At 63.7% G+C, this 19,767-nt stretch carries 24 protein-coding genes; 16 read left to right on the top strand and 8 right to left on the bottom strand.

Going from position 1 to position 19,767, the window contains the following annotated elements; translation table 11 throughout:
- Positions 1-197: 197 nt before the first annotated feature.
- The 4 genes from P9228_RS11885 to P9228_RS11900 all read left to right on the top strand — a co-directional run bounded on the left by P9228_RS11885 (position 198) and on the right by P9228_RS11900 (position 3,108).
- Entirely contained in the window at positions 198-1,724 is a 1,527-nt protein-coding gene (locus P9228_RS11885) for an ABC-F family ATP-binding cassette domain-containing protein (RefSeq protein WP_278053562.1), read from the top strand.
- A gap of 158 nt (positions 1,725-1,882) precedes the next feature.
- A complete protein-coding gene (locus P9228_RS11890; protein ID WP_095801654.1) occupies positions 1,883-2,065 on the top strand; it encodes a hypothetical protein in 183 nt (60 codons plus the stop codon).
- Between the two features lie 163 nt (positions 2,066-2,228).
- Positions 2,229-2,645 (top strand): glyoxalase/bleomycin resistance/extradiol dioxygenase family protein, encoded by a 417-nt coding sequence (locus tag P9228_RS11895; protein ID WP_127245960.1) that lies wholly within the window; start codon positions 2,229-2,231, stop codon positions 2,643-2,645.
- A 109-nt stretch (positions 2,646-2,754) separates the two neighbouring features.
- The gene (locus tag P9228_RS11900) at positions 2,755-3,108 is read left to right on the top strand and encodes a DUF1428 family protein (RefSeq protein WP_067326604.1); all 354 of its coding nucleotides are present in this window, start codon (positions 2,755-2,757) and stop codon (positions 3,106-3,108) included.
- A 141-nt stretch (positions 3,109-3,249) separates the two neighbouring features.
- Here the strand turns inward: P9228_RS11900 and P9228_RS11905 are convergent, their stop codons facing one another.
- Together P9228_RS11905 and P9228_RS11910 are read right to left on the bottom strand one after the other, a co-directional pair.
- Positions 3,250-4,890: a tetratricopeptide repeat-containing sulfotransferase family protein gene (locus P9228_RS11905; RefSeq protein WP_278053566.1), complete on the bottom strand. Its 1,641-nt coding sequence runs from the start codon at positions 4,888-4,890 to the stop codon at positions 3,250-3,252.
- A 170-nt stretch (positions 4,891-5,060) separates the two neighbouring features.
- On the bottom strand, positions 5,061-5,456 hold the full coding sequence (locus P9228_RS11910; protein WP_066994414.1) for a Kazal-type serine protease inhibitor domain-containing protein: 396 nt from the start codon (positions 5,454-5,456) through the stop codon (positions 5,061-5,063).
- Between the two features lie 457 nt (positions 5,457-5,913).
- Between P9228_RS11910 and P9228_RS11915 the strand changes: the two genes are divergently transcribed.
- From P9228_RS11915 to P9228_RS11925, 3 genes are all read left to right on the top strand, one after another.
- Positions 5,914-6,126 carry a cold-shock protein gene (locus P9228_RS11915; RefSeq protein WP_006202520.1) on the top strand — a complete coding sequence of 71 codons (213 nt, stop codon included), beginning with the start codon at positions 5,914-5,916 and terminating at the stop codon, positions 6,124-6,126.
- A gap of 239 nt (positions 6,127-6,365) precedes the next feature.
- Entirely contained in the window at positions 6,366-6,578 is a 213-nt protein-coding gene (locus tag P9228_RS11920; protein ID WP_006202521.1) for a cold-shock protein, read from the top strand.
- A 191-nt stretch (positions 6,579-6,769) separates the two neighbouring features.
- Positions 6,770-7,180 (top strand): BA14K family protein, encoded by a 411-nt coding sequence (locus tag P9228_RS11925; protein WP_278053569.1) that lies wholly within the window; start codon positions 6,770-6,772, stop codon positions 7,178-7,180.
- A 66-nt stretch (positions 7,181-7,246) separates the two neighbouring features.
- On the opposite strand, the gene P9228_RS11930 is transcribed toward P9228_RS11925, so the two are convergent.
- The 3 genes from P9228_RS11930 to P9228_RS11940 form a co-directional block, all read right to left on the bottom strand.
- A complete protein-coding gene (locus P9228_RS11930; protein ID WP_067326594.1) occupies positions 7,247-7,888 on the bottom strand; it encodes an MBL fold metallo-hydrolase in 642 nt (213 codons plus the stop codon).
- A gap of 66 nt (positions 7,889-7,954) precedes the next feature.
- Positions 7,955-8,092: a hypothetical protein gene (locus P9228_RS11935; protein WP_156751098.1), complete on the bottom strand. Its 138-nt coding sequence runs from the start codon at positions 8,090-8,092 to the stop codon at positions 7,955-7,957.
- Positions 8,093-8,231: 139 nt separating this feature from the next.
- Positions 8,232-9,125 carry a branched-chain amino acid aminotransferase gene (locus P9228_RS11940; protein ID WP_067326591.1) on the bottom strand — a complete coding sequence of 298 codons (894 nt, stop codon included), beginning with the start codon at positions 9,123-9,125 and terminating at the stop codon, positions 8,232-8,234.
- A gap of 262 nt (positions 9,126-9,387) precedes the next feature.
- On the opposite strand from P9228_RS11940, the gene P9228_RS11945 reads away from it, so the two are divergent.
- From P9228_RS11945 to P9228_RS11960, 4 genes are all read left to right on the top strand, one after another.
- Positions 9,388-9,921: a MarR family transcriptional regulator gene (locus tag P9228_RS11945; protein ID WP_128203069.1), complete on the top strand. Its 534-nt coding sequence runs from the start codon at positions 9,388-9,390 to the stop codon at positions 9,919-9,921.
- Entirely contained in the window at positions 9,908-10,627 is a 720-nt protein-coding gene (locus tag P9228_RS11950; protein WP_059188911.1) for a response regulator transcription factor, read from the top strand. The genes P9228_RS11945 and P9228_RS11950 overlap by 14 nt, the downstream gene beginning before the upstream one ends.
- A gap of 123 nt (positions 10,628-10,750) precedes the next feature.
- Positions 10,751-12,094, top strand: a complete 1,344-nt coding sequence (locus P9228_RS11955; protein WP_278054062.1) for an ATP-binding protein — start codon at positions 10,751-10,753, stop codon at positions 12,092-12,094.
- A gap of 203 nt (positions 12,095-12,297) precedes the next feature.
- The gene (locus tag P9228_RS11960; protein WP_278053577.1) at positions 12,298-13,308 is read left to right on the top strand and encodes a glycosyltransferase family 1 protein; all 1,011 of its coding nucleotides are present in this window, start codon (positions 12,298-12,300) and stop codon (positions 13,306-13,308) included.
- 46 nt (positions 13,309-13,354) lie between these two features.
- Here P9228_RS11960 and P9228_RS11965 read toward each other — a convergent pair whose 3' ends face one another.
- The 3 genes from P9228_RS11965 to P9228_RS11975 all read right to left on the bottom strand — a co-directional run bounded on the left by P9228_RS11965 (position 13,355) and on the right by P9228_RS11975 (position 14,857).
- The gene (locus P9228_RS11965; RefSeq protein ID WP_278053579.1) at positions 13,355-13,714 is read right to left on the bottom strand and encodes a tRNA-binding protein; all 360 of its coding nucleotides are present in this window, start codon (positions 13,712-13,714) and stop codon (positions 13,355-13,357) included.
- A gap of 18 nt (positions 13,715-13,732) precedes the next feature.
- Complete coding sequence (locus P9228_RS11970) at positions 13,733-14,233, bottom strand: YbjN domain-containing protein (protein WP_066994911.1); 501 nt, start codon at positions 14,231-14,233, stop codon at positions 13,733-13,735.
- Positions 14,234-14,554: 321 nt separating this feature from the next.
- Complete coding sequence (locus tag P9228_RS11975; protein ID WP_066994397.1) at positions 14,555-14,857, bottom strand: accessory factor UbiK family protein; 303 nt, start codon at positions 14,855-14,857, stop codon at positions 14,555-14,557.
- A gap of 132 nt (positions 14,858-14,989) precedes the next feature.
- Here P9228_RS11975 and lgt point away from each other — a divergent pair, with 132 nt between their 5' ends.
- The 5 genes from lgt to P9228_RS12000 all read left to right on the top strand — a co-directional run bounded on the left by lgt (position 14,990) and on the right by P9228_RS12000 (position 19,627).
- Positions 14,990-15,844, top strand: coding sequence for a prolipoprotein diacylglyceryl transferase (lgt, locus tag P9228_RS11980; RefSeq protein WP_082953956.1), 855 nt, complete (start codon positions 14,990-14,992; stop codon positions 15,842-15,844).
- Entirely contained in the window at positions 15,841-16,908 is a 1,068-nt protein-coding gene (locus P9228_RS11985; RefSeq protein ID WP_067326581.1) for a class I SAM-dependent methyltransferase, read from the top strand. The genes lgt and P9228_RS11985 overlap by 4 nt, the downstream gene beginning before the upstream one ends.
- Positions 16,909-17,016: 108 nt before the next feature.
- Positions 17,017-17,805 carry a peptidoglycan editing factor PgeF gene (gene pgeF / locus P9228_RS11990; protein WP_278053583.1) on the top strand — a complete coding sequence of 263 codons (789 nt, stop codon included), beginning with the start codon at positions 17,017-17,019 and terminating at the stop codon, positions 17,803-17,805.
- Positions 17,806-18,957: a Xaa-Pro peptidase family protein gene (locus P9228_RS11995; protein WP_067326575.1), complete on the top strand. Its 1,152-nt coding sequence runs from the start codon at positions 17,806-17,808 to the stop codon at positions 18,955-18,957.
- A gap of 55 nt (positions 18,958-19,012) precedes the next feature.
- Entirely contained in the window at positions 19,013-19,627 is a 615-nt protein-coding gene (locus tag P9228_RS12000) for a hypothetical protein (RefSeq protein ID WP_278053584.1), read from the top strand.
- The last annotated feature ends 140 nt before the right edge of the window (positions 19,628-19,767 follow it).

Raw genomic sequence — 19,767 nt, forward strand, 5'->3', positions numbered from 1 at the left:
ATCGATCACCACCGTCAGCGCGGCCCTGTCTGTGCCCTGCGAGCTTGCTTGCAGGGCTGACCAGGACGGTCCGGGAATTTTCCCCCGCTTCGATTTTTGGTCTGCCCTTCGTGGTGCCGCTGATCTCGGCCTGATGGCCTACCGGCGCACCGTCAAAGTGCATTGAGCCGGGCTCCGGCAAGACCAGAGAAATCGACATGGCCCTGATCAGCCTCAAATCCCTCGGCGTCACCATGAGTGCGCCGCTCTTCTCCAACCTCGAGCTCACCATCGGCCCCGGCGACCGGCTGGGCATCGTCGCGGCCAACGGCCGTGGCAAATCCACCCTGCTCAGATGCCTGGCCGGCGAGCTGGACGCCACGAGCGGCGAGATCACCCGGACGCGCGGCTTGCGCGTCGGCCATGTCGAGCAATCCGTCCCCGGCGCGTTGCTCGACCGCAGCTTCCATCAGGTGGTTGCCGATGTCTTGCCGCCTGAGCAGCTTGGCAGCGAGCTTTGGCGCGTCGACGTGGTGCTGGATTCGCTCGATGTGCCTGAGGACATGCGCGACAGGCCGATGCGGGCCTTGAGCGGCGGCTGGCAAAGGCTGGCGCTGATCGCCCGCGTCTGGGTCACCGACCCGGACGTGCTTCTGCTCGACGAGCCGACCAACCATCTCGACCTCGCCAGGATCGGCCAGTTCGAAACCTGGCTCAACGCGCTGCCACGCGAGGTCCCGGTGATCATCGCCAGCCACGACCGCGCCTTTCTCGACGCCACCACCAACCGCACGCTCTTCTTGCGCCCGGAAGAATCGCCGGTGTTTTCGCTGCCCTATTCGCGCGCCCGGCAGGCGCTCGACGAGGTCGACGCCTCGACGGCGCGGCGGTTCGAGCGCGACATGAAGGTCGCACAGCAGTTGCGCCGGCAGGCAGCCAAGCTCAACAACATCGGCATCAATTCCGGCAGCGACCTGCTGACGGTCAAAACCAAGCAGCTCAGGGAGCGGGCCGAAAGGCTGGAAGATGCAGCCGTGGCAGCGCATCGCGAGCGTTCGGCCGGCGCGATCCGATTGGCCAACCGTGGCACCCACGCCAAGGTGCTGATCACGCTCGACGACCCGGCGGTCGAAACGCCCGACGGCACGCTGCTGTTCAGGACCGGCAAACGCCATATCTGCCAAGGCGACCGCATCGTGCTGCTCGGCCGGAACGGTGTCGGCAAATCGCGCTTCATTGCAATGATCCGCGCCGCCATCGCCGAACCGGGGTCGGAAGAAAGCGTCAAGGTGACGCCGTCGACCGTGCTCGGCTACAGCGACCAGGCTCTGTCCGGCATCGGCGCCGACGCCACCCCGCTGGCGATGGTCTCGCGCCGCTTCGAGATCGGCGAGCAGCGCGCCCGCTCGCTTCTCGCCGGCGCCGGCGTCGCCATCGAGATGCAGGAGAAAAGGATTGCCGCGTTGTCGGGCGGACAGCGGTCGAGGCTGATGTTGCTGGTGCTGCGGCTCCTCAACCCCAATTTCTACCTCCTCGACGAGCCGACCAATCACCTCGACATTGACGGCCAGGAAGCGCTGGAGGACGAGTTGCTGAAGCATCAGGCAAGCTGCCTGCTCGCCTCGCACGACCGCTCCTTCATCCGCGCGATCGGCAACCGGTTCTGGCTGATCGAGAAGCGGCGGCTGACCGAAGTCGACAGTCCGGAAGGGTTCTTCCGCTCGGTGGCCGCGACGGAGCGCTGATAGCCACGACAAGGCCGGCCTATACGGGGGGCCGGCCTATACGGGCCGGCTTTCCGGGCGCGCATGAAAAATTCCGGTGACCTGTCGGATTGCCGCAGCATTCCTCGTCCTTGGGATGCCGACACGATGCTGACGGCACCAACCAGGGAGAGTTTATCATGTCTATCTTGTCATCCATCAGCCGCATCGCCAGCCAATATGCGGCGGCGCGCGCCCGCTACCGCAGCGAGCGCATTCTGCTTTCACTGCCGGCCGACCTGCGCAAGGACATCGGGTTTCCGGAAATTCTCGACACGCGGAACAGCCGCCGAACGGCCACCTTCTCGACCGACGTCATTTGAAAGTGACCAACGGGTTCATGCGACGGTCATCGGCTTCGCCGGTTGCCCGGCCGGTCCGGGCCCGGCCCCGCTAAAAAAATTCCGCTGCCCGTGTAGGATTGCTGTCGCCTCGTCCGTCTTTTGATCGCAACGCCCAATCAACCCGTGAAGAGGAACACGTGAAATGACAGACCAGAACCCGCCCCGCGCCAAAGTTCTTGGCGGATTGACCCCCTATCTGCAGGTCGACGGCGCCATCAAGGCGGCCGAGTTCTACAAGAAGGCTTTCGGGGCCGAGGAAGTCTTTGCCTATCCGCCGGACGACAAGGGCCGCACCATGCATATCCATCTCTATGTCAACGGCTCGACGCTCATGCTGGGCGACGCCTATCCCGAGCACGGCCATCCGCATCAGGCGGCGCAGGGTTATACGCTCCAGCTCCATCTCGGTAGTGACGACGTCGAAGCCTGGTGGAAGCGCGCGGTAGACGCCGGCTGCGAAGTCGTCACGCCCCTCCAGGTAATGTTCTGGGGCGACCGCTGGGGCCAGGTGAAGGATCCCTTCGGCGTCGCCTGGGCGATGAACGCGCCGGTAAAATAGGTTTCTCAGCGAGCAAGCGTCGGCCGCCATTCCCAGGGCTGACGCGCTCACCCGCGCCGGGTCGTATCCCCGCCGGCCCGGCGCTCGTTTTCAGCGAAGGAGCTTACCCATGTCCTATGTCGATGGTTTCGTGCTTGCCGTGCCGAAGGCAAATCTCGATGACTACAAGAAAATGGCTGCGAATGCCGGCGCCGTCTGGAAGGAGCACGGCGCGCTCGCCTATGTCGAATGCATCGGCGACGACGTGCCCTATGGCGAACTGACCTCGTTCCCGCGCGCCGTGCAGGCGAAGGACGACGAAGTCGTCATCTTTGCCTGGGTCGTTTACGAATCCAGGCAGAGCCGCGACGCGGTCATGGCGAAAGTGATGGCCGACGAACGTCTCAAGATGGACTGGTCGACAATGCCCTTCGACGGGAAGCGCATGATCTTCGGCGGCTTCCAGCCATTTATCGAGGTTTGAGCACAGCCGATTCGGTCCTCATCCAGGGCGGAGCAGGAACGGAGCTCCTGCTTCCCCCTCGAATGACGAGGTTGCGAGGCAGCGGCTAATCTCACAGGCCTGCGATGGCTGAGAGCAAGCGGCCTACCATCCAACCCGGCCCTATCCGTTCTGGAGCTTGACGAGCAGCGGCTTCAGCCGCTCCCCATAACGCTTCCACAGGTCGACCGAGCCCTGATACATCGGCTGGCGCACCTGCGCGGCCGACGCCGTGCGCACCGGCCGGTCGGTCTCGTGGAACGCCAGCACCTTGTCGTCCCAAGGCAGGCCGAGATGCGCCATCAGCGCCCGCGTCTGGCCTTCCTGATCGGCGACGAAATCCTCGTAGCGGACGTCGTGGACGACGCCGGGCAGAACTTTGTGCCAATGCGCCATGATATCGGTGTAGAGGTTATGGAAATCGGCGAGCTCGCCAAGATCGTAGCCGTAACGATGGCTGTCGCCGCGGAAATGCACTTTGAAGATCGACAGGCACGTGGCCGCGGCGTCGCGCGCGCAATGCACGATCTTCGCCTTCGGCAGCATCATGTGCAGGAAGCCGACCAGCAGGAAGTTGCCCGGCATCTTGTCGGTGACATGGCGGAAGCCCGGATACCGGGCATGCAGCATGTCGATATAGGCCTGCCCGGCCTCGGCAAAGGCCTTGTCCGGCATGTCGGCTATCCCTGAGGGAAAACCGCCCGGCATGCTCATCGGAAACTGCTTGCCGACGACCGACTTCAGGATGCTGAGCTCGCCCGCGCCAAAGACCTGCGGATGGCTGGCTATGATCTGCTCGACCAGCGTCGTGCCGGAACGCGGCATGCCGACGACGAAGATCGGCGTGTCGTCGGAAATGTCGCTCGGCCTGTGCTTTTCGAAGAAGGCCTTGTCGAAGGCCGACTTCATCGCTTCGAACTCGTCGCGCGTTCTCACCGGGTCGTAGTCGATGCCCTTGCGGCGGATCGCATTGCCCTCGGCGAAATAGTCGAAGGCGCGGCCATAATCCTTCAGATCGTCATTGGCCTTGCCGAGGCCGAAGGAAAGCTGCATGCGCGCAAGGCTGTCCTGCGGCGCCTTGGCGTGCTCGGCCTCCATGCCGGCAAGCTCGGCGTCGCGCTCTGTCTGGCGCTTGACCTGGGTCAGCAGAAGCCAGGCTTTCGCCATCGCCGGAGCGATCGCCACCGCCTGGCGGGCAAGATTGGCGGCCTCGGCGAGCTTGCCCTTCTCCATCAGGGCGACGCCCAGCCCGTAGAGCAGCTCGGCATCCTTGGGCCGGATCGACAGCGACTCGCGGAAGAGCGCAATCGCCTCGTCGAGCCGCCCGGCTTCCTGCAGCGTTTCGGCAAGGCCGATGCGGGCGCGGACATGGAACGGGTTGCGGCCGATCGTGCCGCGATAGATCTCCTCAGCGCCATCGAACTGGCCGAGCTGCTTCAGCGACGAGCCGAGATTGTCGCGTGCCGCGAGTTGGTCCGGGCGGATGTCCACCGCGCCACGGAAGAAATCGACGGCGGCGGCAACGCGGCCGAGGTCGCGCATCACCGTGCCCATGTTGTTGAGGAAATCGGCATTTTGGGGCTGCAGCGTGACCGACTGCTCGATGGAGTCCAGCCCTTCCTCGCTGCGACCGGTCTGGTGCAGGAGGAGCCCGAGGAAATGCAGCGCGGCGGCATGATTAGGCTGCTGCCCCAGCACCTGCCGGTAAAGCGACTCCGCCTCCTGCCGGCGTCCTGCCTGGTGCAGCTGCAGCGCCCGTTGCACATAGGGATCGAGGGGGCTCGCCGATCCTGGCTTGCCGCCCGCGTTTGCCGCTCTTCTCTGATCTCTGTTAATGGGAAACCTGCCGTGTTTGTCCGCCCGCCGGACCTAAGCCAAGCGGGCGGCAGATGCAAGTGTGTGGGCAGCGCTCCGAGGACTTGCCCGCAATGCCGCTAGCAAGGCCCGTCGCCGATGATGCGATAGTCCGCCGCGCGGGCCTCGCACGCATTCGGGAAAGTGCGCACCTCGCCGTAGCGTCTGGCGCAGACCGGCGCGTATTCGCGGGTGCAGAAGGTTTGCTCGCCGCCACCGCCGCCATCCCGGCAAGGCCCGTCACGCACGATGCGATACCCTGCCCGCTCCGCCAGGCAGGCATTGGCGAAGGTCTGGCGGTCGCCGCCGCGTCTTGCGCACACTGGTTCGTATTGCATCGTGCAGAGCTGCGGATGCGGCCTCGGCGGACGCGGACGCGGTCCTTCGTCGACGACCACGGTACAGGCCGCCAGCAATGCCGACAGTAGCAGGGCGACAAGGCCCTGCCGCGAAACGATTGCCGCAAGAAATCGCATAGGTCCCTCTCCTATCTGGCTCAGGCGCGATCGCGCCAGCTCGCGCAATTCCTCGCCATTTTGGGATCGAACGCAACCCCGGCTTGTGCTTTGCCCGGGGCGAAATTTATCGCCGGTCGGCTTCTCGCACTGGCCCATGCCCGGCTTTTCACTGGCCGATGACCGGTCATGGCGCCGGGTCTATCGATGGCCTCGCGTTGGGCGCGCCGAGGGCCGCCCGCGGTGCTGTCTTGCAACCATCACATTTCCGTGTAATAAATTTGGTGTTCGGGCATTTGCGACCCGGAGAGCGGCACGTTTTGGACGACCTTTCCCCGATAGTGTGAATCTCTGACGGCCCCGTTTTTCGGCGGGGGCTTTGACCATGCGCGAATGCATGACTGCCGAAGCAACACCGGGATCAGCCCAAGGAAGCGGGCGAGCCCACGAGACTGATACGGGTGAAGGAGTTTCCCCCATGGCCCAGACCGGCACCGTAAAGTTCTTCAACGCCACCAAAGGCTTCGGCTTCATCACGCCTGACGGCGGCGCCAAGGACGTGTTCGTCCACATCTCCGCGATCGAGGCCTCCGGCCTGCGTACGCTCGTCGACGGCCAGAAGGTCACCTTCGACGTCGAGCCTGACCGCATGGGCAAGGGTCCGAAGGCGGTCAACCTCCGCGCCGCCTGAGCGGGCGACGCTGCCTGTCCTTCCGCTGATGAACGGCGCGGCAGGATCATGAATCGGCTTCGCAGGAAGCTTGAGTTTTCGAGGGCGCGACGGTTCCGTCGCGCTCTTTTTTGTCCGGCAAATAGTTGTATTGGCAGGCGAAAACTTTCTCTTGCCGATAGCGCTAAAATAAAGGACAAATTTCCTCTCGGGCAATTTGCCGGCCCGAGACTGACTTGATGGGATCAAAGGAGCTTCCCATGCCGCAGACCGGCACCGTCAAATTCTTCAACCATGCCAAGGGCTTCGGCTTCATCACGCCCGACGATGGCGCGAAGGACGTCTTCGTCCATATTTCGGCCGTGCAGGCGTCGGGCCTTCCCGGTCTTGAGGATGGGCAGAAAGTGACATTCGACACCGAGCCCGACAAGCGAGGCAAGGGTCCGAAGGCCGTCAACCTGTCTATCGGCTAAGCCGGCTCAAGACAGATCCGACGGAGACTGAGCAGGCGGGGCGCTCCCGCAGAGCTCGGAATTTTGTCGAGCCGCGAAATCGTTCGCGCGGTGCCGTTCAGCCTCCGTTCAGCCACGGTCCTCTACTAACCCCTCCTAAAGCCGATCCGCATCCCCTGACAATACGCGGGCCGGCGCGAAGGAGACCGAAAATGAACCGAATTCTCAAGACCGCCATTGTGGCCGCCGGCGTCGCCGCGACCACTTTGGCCACCTTCTCGGCGGCAAATGCTGATGATTGGCGCTGGCGTCGTCATCATCACAATGGCGGCGACGCCCTTGCCGCGGGCGTTGTCGGCCTGGCGGCGGGCGCCCTGATCGGTAGTGCTCTCAGCAACCCTGGGCCGAGATACTACGATCCCGCCTATGATGACGGCTATTATGTCGACCGCCCCGTTCGCCGCTACTATGTACAGCCGCGCGTCGTCTATGCCGACCGCTATGCCGAGCCGTGGACCCGCGAATGGTACGAGTATTGCTCCGACCGGTACCGCACCTTCAACTCGCGTACCGGCACAGTCACGGGCAACGATGGCGAACAGCATTTCTGTGTTGCCAACTAAGACTTACGGTTTCCAGTCCAGGCAAAAGCGCCGCCCTCCAGCGGCGCTTTTTCTTTGCGCAGAGGATCAGGTCAGGAAGGGATTCGTCCGGCGCTCCTCGCCGAAGCGGCCGCCCGGACCGTGACCGCAGATGAAGCCGATATCGTCGCCGAGCGGCAGCAGCTTGTCTTTGATCGCGGCGATCAGCGCGGCGTGATCGCCGCCCGGCAGATCGGTGCGGCCTATCGAGCCGCGAAACAGCACGTCGCCGACATGGGCGAATTTGGCCGCGCGGTTGTAGTAGACGACATGGCCCGGCGCGTGCCCCGGACAATGCAGCACCTCGAACACATGCTCTCCGAACGAGACCGTGTCGCCTTCGCTGAGAAAACGGTCCGGAATGCAATTGCGCACCGGATCGGTAAGGCCGAAGCGCTTGGCCTGGGTCTCGAGATTGGCAAGCAGCGGCCGATCGGCCTCGTGCGGGCCGATGATGTCGATGCCGAGTGCATCCTTCAGATCCATCGCGCCGCCGGCATGATCGATATGGCCGTGAGTGATCCAGATCGCCTTCGCCCTGATCGCGTTGTCCTTAAGCACTGCCACTATCTTGTCGACGTCGCCGCCGGGATCGACGACGACACCTTGTTTGTCGTCCATGTCGAAGAGAATGGTGCAATTCTGCTGGAAGGGCGTGACCGGCACGATGCCGGCATTGAGCTGACCCATGGCTTTCCTTTCGAGGTGTTGCCCTGATGTAGAGGGCACAGCCGACTGCGTCCACCGGTGATCCCTCTAAAAGAAATGGGCGGCCACAGCCGTCCATGGGAAGCCTGAAATTCTGCCAAGCCTGTTCTTCATCACGGTCATGACCGCGCGCATGATGTCGGTGAGGATGGCGCCGGCGCCGACGATGATGCTTTGTATGCCCATCGCCCTGCCAGTCCCACCGGCTGCTCCGCTGCCGTCGCCGGATCGCCCGCACCCATGTGACGCCGAATTGCTGCGCAGGCGCCTAAATAAAAGGGGCGGCCCGAAACCGCCCCGTTGCACAAAAAGGCTGTGACTATCGCTATTCTGCGGCGATGGCGTGCTTTGGCTGCACCGCGGCAGAATAGTCGTTCATCAACGTCTTGGCGATCTCGCCGACCTCGAATCGGTACGGGCCGATTTCCGAGACCGGCGTGACTTCCGCGGCCGTGCCGGTAAGGAAGCACTGCTCAAAGCCATCGAGCTCTTCGGGCATGATGGCGCGCTCGATCACCTCGAAGCCGCGGTCCTTGGCCAGGCCGATGACGGTGCGGCGGGTGATGCCGTCGAGGAAGCAGTCGGGCGTCGGGGTGTGGATTTTGCCGTCCTTGACGAAGAAGATGTTGGCGCCGGTGGCTTCCGCCACCTGGCCGCGCCAGTCGAGCATCATGGCGTCGGCGTAGCCCTTGGCCTCGGCGGCGTGCTTGGAAAGCGTGCAGATCATGTAGAGGCCGGCGGCCTTGGACTTGGATGGCGCGGTGCGCGGGTCGGGCCGGCGCCATTCGGCGACGTCGAGACGGATGCCCTTCAGCTTCTGCGCCGGGTCGAAATAGCTCGGCCACTGCCAGATGGCGATGGCGCAGTTGATGCGGTTGTTCTGCGCCGAAACACCCATCTGCTCGCTGCCGCGCCAGGCGATCGGACGCACATAGGCGTCCTTGAAACCCTGCTTTTTCAGAAGCTTGCGGCAAGCCTCGTCGATCTCGCCGACCGAGTAGGGAATCTTGAAGCCGAGCAGGCGCGCCGATTCATGCAGGCGCTCATTGTGCTCGGTGAGCTTGAATATCTGGCCGCCATAGGCGCGCTCGCCCTCGAAGACCGCGCTGGCATAGTGCAGGCCATGGGTCAGCACGTGGATCTTGGCCTCGCCCCATTTGACGAACTCCCCGTTCATCCAGATGAAGCCGTCCAGTTGATCGAAGGGAACGGATGCCATGGAAACCTCCCGCGGGCGGGCGCCCGCCAATCGTTGTGTCATACGGCCTTTCGTATCGGCCCCGCCACTGGGTCCGAAACCGCCGGCCTGTGTCTGGAAGCGTAGGCGGATATTCAATCCCTGGCAAACTTAGGAAGTTCCGGAAAAACGGCTTCCGCTTGCCTTTTCGTTCGCAATCCGCCGAAAAGCTTGTCAAAAATTATCATTTGCGGGAAATTACGTCAACAGTACTGACGTAATTCCCGCTTGGCATGGAGAAATGATGACGGAACGAAGCCCCGCAGCCGGAAAACCGATCAGGACGGCGATCACCGACGAGGACGGCATCGACTTTGCCATCATCGAGCTGTTTTTCTTCGCTTATCGCGACTTCACCTCCGATCCCGACCAGATCCTTGCCGATTACGGCTTCGGCCGTGCCCATCACCGCGTCCTGCATTTCGTCAACCGCAGGCCCGGACTGACGGTAGCCGAGCTGCTCGATGTGCTGAAGATCACCAAGCAGAGCCTGGCGCGGGTGTTGAAGCAGCTGATCGACACGGACCATATTGTCCAGGTGCAAGGGTTGCGCGACCGCCGGCAGCGCGAGCTCTATCCGACTGCCAAAGGCCGCGCGCTGGCACTGGCGCTGGCACGGCCACAGTCGCGCCGCATCCGTGCTGCATTGGAGGATTCCGGGACCGCCGAGCGCGCCTCGATCGAGAGATTCCTCGAGGCGATGGTCAATCCGGAACTTAGAGCGCAGATCGACATTGTGCCTGCGCAAACATCGGGGAAGCAAAATGGAGACCACTGAGAAGGTTGATCATCCGGCAGCGCCCGGCGATGATGCGCCACATCTGCTGGTGGTCGACGACGACACCCGCATTCGCAATCTGCTCAAGCAATATTTGTCCGAGAACGGTTTTCGGGTCACCGTCGCCGGCAACTCGGGCGAGGCCCGGCGCAAGCTCGCGGGGCTGGACTTCGACCTGCTCGTACTTGACGTCATGATGCCCGGCGAAACCGGCGTCGACCTCACCAAGGCGCTGCGGGCCGAGAAGAACGTGCCAATCCTGATGCTTACGGCGCTGTCGGAAACCGACAGCCGTATCACCGGGCTCGAGGCCGGCGCCGACGACTATCTTCCGAAGCCCTTCGATCCGCGCGAGCTCATCCTGCGCATCAACAACATCCTGCGCCGCGGCGGCCCGGCGGCGACGCCGAAAGTCGAGCAGCTCGTCTTCGGCCCCTACACGTTCCAGATCGCCAAGCGCGAACTGAAGCGTGGCGGCGAGGCGCTGAAGCTGACCGACCGCGAGCAGGAAATCCTGGCGATCTTCGCCGCTCGGGCGGGCGAAACCATACCGCGGCACGAGCTCGTCGGCGACGAATCGGATGTCGGCGAGCGGACCATCGATGTCCAGATCAACCGGCTGCGTCGCAAGATCGAGCGCGATCCGTCCAATCCGGTGTGGCTGCAGACCGTGCGCGGTATTGGGTATCGGCTCAGCGTGGAATAACATGCTCGCAGACGGCCTTGGCTGAATGGCCGTCTACGAGCGGAAGGGCGAATGGCGACCACGCAACTGGAAAAGCCCAAGACCGGGAGCCCCGGCGATCTCGCTTTGCGGACGCTGAGGGCGATGCCGCGCGCCTGGAACCGGTTCTGGCGCCTGGTCGCGCTCTACATGCCGAAGCGGCTTTATGCCCGCTCCCTGATCATCGTCATCGCGCCGATGATCCTTTTGCAGTCGGTCGTTGCCTTCGTCTTCATGGAGCGCCACTGGCAGACAGTTACCCAACGCCTGTCGCAGGCGACGATCGCAGACATCGCTGCCATCATCGACATGATGGAGACCTATCCCCACGACGCCGATTACGCCAACATCATCCGCATCGCCCAAGACCGCATGCAGCTGAAAGTGGATCTGCTGCCGCCCGATCCGCTGCCGGCCCCCGGGCCGAAGCCGTTCTTCTCAATCCTCGACACGGCCCTGTCGTCGGAGATTACCCGGCAGATCAACCGTCCCTTCTGGATCGACACGGTCGGCAACTCCAATGTCGTCGAGGTCCGCGTCCAGCTCGAAGGCAAGGTCCTGCGCGTCTTCGTGCGTCGCAGCCAGGCTTATGCCTCAAACACCCATATCTTCCTGATCTGGATGGTCGGCACCTCGCTGGTGCTCTTGATGATCGCCATCCCCTTCCTGCGCAATCAAATAAGGCCGATCCTGACCTTGGCCGAAGCCGCCGAGAGCTTCGGCAAGGGCCGGCCGATGCCGCGCGATTTCCGTCCGCGCGGCGCGGAGGAAGTGCGCCGCGCCGGCTTCGCCTTCATCCAGATGCGCGAGCGCATCGAGCGCCAGATCGAGCAGCGCACCGCCATGCTGACCGGCGTCAGCCATGATCTCAGGACCATTCTGACCCGCTTCAAGCTGCAGCTGGCCCTGGCCGGCGGCAAGGCCGAGACCAAGGCCGCGCTGAACCAGGACATCGACGACATGCAGTCGATGCTGGAGGGCTATCTCTCCTTTGCCCGCGGCGAGGCGGCGGAAGACACCGGCCGCTTCGATCTCGATGCCTATTTCCAGAAGCTTGGCGAGGAAGCGCAACTGCGCAAATGCAAGCTGTCGACGACACTGACCGGCGATCCGACCCTGCATGTGCGGCCGAACGCCTTTGCCAGGCTGATGTCCAACGTCATCGGCAATGCCTTCCGATATGCCAAGACGGTCGAGGTCCATGCCAATCATGGGCGCGGCTCGCTGACCGTCACCATCGACGATGACGGTCCCGGCATCGCGCCGGACAAGCGCGAGGAAGTGTTCAAGCCATTCCTGCGGCTCGACGAAGCGCGCAATCTTGATGCCAGCGGCACCGGCCTTGGTCTGTCGATCGCCCGCGACATCGCCCGAACTCATGGCGGCGACATCATGCTGGAAGACAGCCCGCTTGGCGGTTTGCGAGCCGTGATCAAGGTGCCGGCTTAGTCGGACAAAGACGGCCTTCATCCCTCCGTCATGAAATCATGGTCAAGAGCGCGCATGAAGCGCGCGACTTTTATCGATTCGGCCATGCCGCCCCGCTTCGATCCCGCACCCGCCCGGGTGCGCTGGAGCGAAGCGCGAGCTGCAGCCTGGCTGCCGTTCCGCCATCGTGCCGGCGCGCCCAAGAATCTGTGCGAAGGGTCGCCATGCGAATCCTGATGGTCACCGATGCATGGCGACCGCAGGTCAACGGCGTGGTTCACACGCTGGAGCGGCTTACCGAAACGCTGAAATCCTTCGACGTCCAGCTCGATTTTCTGACGCCGAACATCTTCCGCACCTTGCCGCTGCCGACCTATCCGGACATTCGCCTCGCCTTGACAACCCCCGGTCATGTTGCGCGGCTGATCGAAGCGGGAAAGGCCGACCACATCCACATTGTCACCGAAGGGCCGCTCGGCATCGTGGCGCGCCGCTACTGCCGCAAGGCCGGCCGTCCCTTTACCACCAGCTACCACACGCGTTTTCCCGAATATCTCAGCGCCCGCCTGCCGGTGCCGGAGAGGTGGGCCTATAACTGGCTGCGCGACTTCCACAATTCCGGGCAGGGCACGTTGGTCGCCACGCAATCGTTGGCGGACGACCTTGCCTCGCGCGGCTTCGATAAGCTGAGGCCCTGGACTCGCGGCGTCGACACCGATCATTTCCGACCGGACAAACGCAAGGACACCAGCTTTCCCCGCCCCATCTTCCTCTGCGTCGGCCGTGTCGCGATCGAAAAGAACCTGACCGCCTTCCTCGATCTCGATCTCCCCGGCAGCAAGGTGGTGGTCGGCGAAGGGCCGGAACTGGCAAAGCTCAGCGCCCGCTATCCGAACGCGCATTTCCTCGGCCATCGCCCGAACGACGAACTGGCGGAAATCTACGCTTCGGCCGACGTCTTCGTCTTTCCGAGCCGCACCGACACCTTCGGCAACGTCATCATCGAGGCTCTGGCCAGCGGCACGCCGGTGGCTGCCTATCCGGTGACCGGACCGATCGACATCGTCGGCGACGGCGTCGGTGGGGCCGTATCCGGGGATTTGCGCGAGGCGGCGCTCAAGGCGCTTCACATTGACCGCGCGGGGGCGCGCCAGCGCGCTCTGCGCTACAGTTGGAAGGCATGCGCCGAGATGTTCCTGGACGTGGTCGAAGAAGCGCTGGGGAATGCCGCGTAAGCGCACCGATCGGGATGCGGTGACGTCAGGCCGGCCCAGGCTGGTTCTAGAATAGACGCCCGCCGTCCGGCACTTTGCGCTCGATGGCGCCGAGCACGACGGCGCCCTCCTCGTCCGGAAAGCCAAGCGTCAGCACTTCCGACATGAACGGGCCGATCTGGCGCGGCGGGAAATTGACCACCGCGAAGACCTGCCGGCCGATCAGCGTCTCCGGCGCATAATATTTGGTGATCTGCGCCGACGACTTCTTCACTCCCAGCGCCGGGCCGAAATCGATCTTCAGCTTGAATGCCGGCTTGCGCGCCTCCGGAAAGGGCTCAGCCTCGACGATCGTGCCGGCACGGATGTCGACACGATCGAAATCGGCAAAGCTGATCTCGGGCTTGCGCTCGCTGCTGGAACTCATCGGCGGTATTGGCTTCGCTCAGGCGCTTCCGTGGGTTTCAAAGAGCACGCTGGACAGCGCGTCCTTGGCCGACGTACCCGACCAGACGACGAATTGGAAGGCCTGGAAATAGCATTCGCAGGCCTCTAACGCCGATGACAGAAGCACCTCGACCTGCTGGCTCGACGGCTCGACCCCGCCGGCGAGCAGCAGCGATTGCCGGAACATGATCGCGCCCTCCTGCTCCCACAGGTCGAAATGGCCGAACAGCATCTGTTCGTTGATCAGCGAAAGGAGCCGCATCACCTCCAGCGCGCGCGTTTCCGGCACCTTGATGTCGAAGGCGCAGGCCAGATGCAGCGCCTCGAAATCTTCCATCCAGGAGAAGGAGACATGATAGTCGGTCCAGCTGCCTGTTACCGAAATCGAGATCTCGTCGTCGCCGGCGCGTTCGAAGGACCAGTCATTGTTGTGGGCCACCTGCTCGATGACGTCCACCGGGTGGATTTCGCGGGAGAATTCGAGTTCGAGGAGTTCCATGAATGCTTCCTGTCGTTCTGAGAGCGCCGCCACACGCTCCGCGAGAGAGGGCACGCACAACGAACAATCTTGTCTAGAACTCGGACGGCCAGGACTTTCCAAACGCAAAGACCCCAACCGGACCCCACCGCCCGGCGCATGACCCTGCTTCGAATCATGCAACAAATTCAGTCTATTGATCGGGAGTCGCGTGAACAGCCCAATTTTTCGCACTGCGTCATTCGCATGTGGAAAGGCGCTGTCAAAAAGATTCATGCAATGCCGGTAAGCGATTCACGGCAAAGCGATTTTTCGGATCGTGCTTTGTGGAAAAGTTTACGATTATTTTTTTGATCTGGGCTTCGCCGCAGCCGCAGGTGCGGCTTGCCCGGTCAATTCGGCGAGCTTGGCCTCGAGCGCTTCGACGCGCACCGCAAGCTGGATGTTGTCTTCTCTTGCCTTGACGGCCATCTCGCGCGCAGCCTCGAACTCCTCGCGTTTCACCACATCCATGGAGTTGAGCAGGCGCTCGGCCTGGCTGCGGAAAGCCGTCTCCATCTCGCGCCTGACGCCTTGGGCTGCCCCCGCGGCATCGGTCATCAGCTTGGCGAATTCATCGAGAATGCGGTTCGTTCCGGTCGACATGGCAAATCCTCGCTTGATTATTTTGACGTAGTGGCGCGCGGCACGGATTGCAAGCGAAGCGTGCCTTGACCCCGCCAAAACCCTGCCGCATGGTCCGCGCCCGATAGACGACCGCAACCGGAGCGACCCAGTTTGAGCGAATATTTCCTGCTGCCGCTGGCCTCCCTGCCCTTCCCCAATATCGACCCGGTTATCGTCCATATCGGGCCGCTGGCGGTGCATTGGTATGGCGTCGGCTACATCGTCGGCATTCTGTTCGCCTGGTGGTACGCCAAGCGCCTGGTCAGCAATGCCAGCCTTTGGCCGGACGGCAAGCTGCCGATGAAGCCCGAGGATCTTGACGATTTCATCGTCTGGGCGGCGATCGGCGTGGTGCTCGGCGGGCGCACCGGCTATGTCCTCTTCTACGACCTTCCACGCTATATCGCGCATCCGCTCGACACCTTGGCGGTCTGGCAGGGCGGCATGTCGTTCCATGGCGGACTGCTCGGCGTGATCCTCGCCATGACCCTCTTTTCGCTCAAGCGCGGCATTCATACCTGGACGCTGTTTGACGTCGTCTCGGCTGGCGTGCCGGTCGGCCTTGGGCTGGTGCGTGTGGCCAATTTCATCAATTCGGAGCTCTGGGGCCGTCCGTCGGACGTGCCCTGGGCGATCGAATTCCCCAATGGCGGCCCGTTCACCCGGCATCCCAGCCAGCTCTACGAGGCGCTGCTGGAAGGTCTTGTGCTCTTCCTGGTGCTGCGCTTTCTCACCCACTCGCGGCTGAAGCTGAAGACACCGCGCTTCGTCGGCGGCGCCTTCATCTGCGGCTACGGCCTGTCTCGCATCTTCGTCGAGTTCTTCCGCGAGCCTGACCAGCAGCTCGGTTATCTGCTCGGCACCAACTGGCTGACCATGGGCATGGTCCTGTCCTCGCCGATGGTGCTCGCCGGCATCTGGGCCATGGCCACCGCAAAGCCGACGACGCAGACGCAGCCGGCATGACCAGGCTGAAGGAGCGCATCATCGGCCTGATCGGCGCGGTGGGGCCGATCCCGGTCAGCGAATACATGGCGCTCTGCCTGTTCGATCCTGAGGACGGCTATTATACGACGCGCGAGCCCTTCGGCGCCGCCGGCGACTTCGTCACCGCGCCGGAGATCAGCCAGATGTTCGGCGAGCTTGTCGCCGTCTGGCTCTACCAGGCCTGGCAAGGCGGCGGGCGTCCGCTGCCAGCCACCTTCGCCGAAATCGGCCCCGGTCGCGGCACGCTGATGAAGGACATGCTGCGCACCTGGTCCCGCCTCGATCCGGCGCTTGCCGCCAAGGCTTCCTTCGCCATGATCGAGACCAGTCCGCGCCTGGCCGAAATCCAGAAAGAGACGCTCGCCGGCCAGAGCCCCGCCCTGAGCTGGCACCAAACCATCGACACGCTGCCGCAGCAGCCGCTCTTCATCGTCGGCAATGAACTCTTCGACGCCGTGCCGATCCGCCAGTTCGTCTATGTCGGCGCCGGCTGGCGCGAGCGCATGGTCGGGCTCGACGAACAAGACAATCTTCATTTCTTCGCCGGCGCGGGTTCCGTCGACCCGGCGCTGCTGCCGGCCGGCGCGGCCGATGCTCTGCAAGGCGCCATCGTCGAGGTGGCGCCGGCCCGCGCCGCGCTGATGGCAGCGATTGCCGAGCGTATCGCCGGCCATGGCGGCGCCGGGCTGTTCATCGACTACGGCCATCTTGAGCCGGGCTTCGGCGACACATTGCAGGCTGTGCGCAGGCACGATCACGAAGACGTGCTGGCCAATCCCGGCGGGGCCGATCTTACCGCTCACGTCGATTTCGCCGCGTTGGCCGCAGCCGTCCGGGAGCACGGCCTCCAGGCGGAACTGACCACGCAGAGCGAATTCCTGCTCGGCATGGGCTTGCTCGAGCGCGCCGGCGCGCTGGGCGCCCGGGCCGATGATGTCGCGCGTCAGGCGATTTCCGAGGCGGTCAAGCGCCTTGCCGGCCCCGATGCGATGGGCGAGCTGTTCAAGGTGATGAAGATCCTGCCAGCCGCGAAAACTGGCTGACATCGGCGGGCAACCCGTGCAAGCTGACCCTGCCACTTGCCCGAGCCTCACATCCCCCAACCGAACTCCACCTTGACGAAATCGCCCACGCGGACAACAAACCCTTCCATGCTGAATCAGACCAGACCCGATCCAGTACGCTCGCCGCTGCTTGCGAAGGCGCCAGGCATACGCCACGGCTATTTCACCCGCATCGGCGGCGTCTCCGGCGGCATCTATCAAGGCCTCAACATCGGCACGGGCTCCGGCGATGATCAGACGCTGGTTGCCGAGAACCGTCGCCGCGTTGCCTACTGGATGGGCGTGCCGGCGGATCATCTCCTCACCGCGCACCAGGTCCATTCTCCCGATGTCGTCATTGCCAGGGAGCCTTTTGCCGGCCCTCGCCCCCAGGCCGACGCCATCGTCACCGACCGGCCGGGCATCGCTGTCGGCGCCTCGACGGCCGATTGCGGTCCGGTGCTGTTCGCCGACGCGGAGGCGCGCGTCATCGGCGCGGCCCATGCCGGCTGGAAAGGCGCCCTCACCGGCGTGCTCGAAAACACCGTAGCCGCGATGGAAGGGCTCGGCGCCCGCCGCGATCGCATCGTCGCCGTGCTCGGCCCTTCCATCGGACCCGACAATTACGAGGTGGGACCGGAATTCGTCGCTCGCTTCGTCGAGGCCGACCCCGGCAATCAACTCTACTTCAGATCGTCGCAGAACCCTGGCCACTCGATGTTCGACCTCAACCAATATACGGTCGATCGGTTGGGCAAGGCCGGCGTGACCGCCGACGGGCTCGGCCGCTGCACTTACGCCGAAGAACACCTTTTCTATTCCTACCGCCGCACCACCCACCGCAAGGAAGCGGATTACGGGCGGCAGGTTTCGGCAATCGTTCTGGAGAAAGAGTAAATGGCGCTGCATTTCGAACGTTCGGAATTCGACGCGCGGCGCGACCGGCTGCTGATCGAGATGGCCGAGAAGAAGCTCGACGCCGTGCTTTTGTTCGCGCAGGAGAGCATGTACTGGCTGACCGGCTACGACACTTTCGGCTTCTGCTTCTTCCAGTGCCTGGTGGTGAAGGGCGACGGCTCGATGGTGCTGCTCACCCGCTCGGCCGATTTGAGGCAGGCGCGAAACACCTCGACCATCGAGAATATCGTATTGTGGACCGATCGTGATGGCGCCAATCCCGCGATCGACCTGCGCAACCTACTCAACGATCTCGATCTGCTTGGCGCCCGCATCGGCGTGGAATACGACACGCACGGCCTCACGGCCTACAATGGCCGTCGCGTGGACGAGCAGTTGCAGACCTTCGGCCAGATCGCCGATGCTTCCGGAATCGTCGGCCGGCTGCGTCTCTTCAAGAGTCCGGCCGAGATCGCCAAGGCCGAAAAAGCCGCAAGCCTCGCCGACGATGCGCTCGATGCCGCGCTGCCGCTGATCAAGCAGGGCGGCGACGAGGCGCTGATCCTGGCCGCCATGCAAGGAGCAGTTTTTGCCGGCGGCGGCGACTATCCCGCCAACGAATTCATCATCGGCTCCGGCGCCGATGCCCTGCTCTGCCGCTACAAGGCCGGCCGCCGCAAGCTCACCAAGAACGACCAGCTGACGCTCGAATGGGCGGGCGTCTTCCATCACTATCACGCGGCGATGATGCGCACCGTTTTGACCGGGAAGATCTCGAAGCGCCACCAGGAACTGTTCGATGCCGCCCGCGCGGCTCTGCTTGCCGTCGAGAAGGCGATGACGCCGGGCAATTCCTTCGGCGACGTCTTCGACGCGCATGCCCGCACGCTCGAGGCGCATAATCTGACCAAGCACCGGCTGAACGCCTGCGGCTATTCGCTCGGCGCCCGCTTCACGCCGTCCTGGATGGACATGCCGATGTTCTACCAGGGCAATCCGGAGCCGATCGCGCCCAGCATGACGCTGTTCGCGCATATGATCATCATGGATTCGGAAACCGATACGGCGATGACGCTCGGCCGCACCTATCTTACCACGGAATCGGCGCCGAAGCCGCTCTCGCGCCATGATCTCGACTTGATCGTGCAGTGAATCCATAATGGTTGGTTCACGCGGGGGCGTTCGCCACCAGGGAGTTGTCGGGCAAATGAGACGATCGCAGGTGACGACCGTGTCATTGCTTGCGGCGCTGGCGCTGGCCGCCTGCACCAACGCCAAGGACGTCCTCGATCCTTCTGCCGTCAAGCCGCCGGCGGGTTCGGCCCAGGCTTTGCCGGCCACCCAGGGCACGTCGGCCACCGCATCGCCAACAACGACCACCGCGCCCGCGCCCACAGCGACCGCGGCGGCTTCAACGCCTGCCACGCCGGCTCAGGCCGCCGCCATCGCCAAGACCCGGCTGCAGGTAGCGCCGATCGTCGGCGCCTCGGTGGAGGCCGCAGCACCCTTGACGGCGGAATTGCAGACGCGCGCCAGGCAGCGCGGCGTGACCCTTGTCGGCAGCACCGACCAGACGGCGACGCATGTGCTGAAGGGTTATTTCTCGACCATGTCCGAAGGCAAGGACACCACAGTCATCTATGTCTGGGATATCTACGATCCGTCGGGCAACCGCCTGCATCGCATCAATGGCCAGCAGAAAGCGGTTTCCGTCGGCAGCGGCGAAGGCTGGCCGGCGGTAGCGCCGGCGACCATGCAGGCCATCGCCGACCAGACGATCGACCAGTTCACCGCGTGGCTCGGCAACGGCGGCGCCGGTTGATCGACCAACCTGTTGCCGGCTTGCGATCCAGCCGGCCTTTGTTGCGCCTTGTCGAACGATTCCCGATCACGAGGCTTGCAATACCGGCGCGGGCCGCTAAAAGCCCGGCATAAAGGCTCATGAGAGTCTGTCCCGTCTCT

The sequence above is a fragment of the Mesorhizobium sp. WSM4898 genome, assembly GCF_029625845.1.
Taxonomy (GTDB): domain Bacteria; phylum Pseudomonadota; class Alphaproteobacteria; order Rhizobiales; family Rhizobiaceae; genus Mesorhizobium.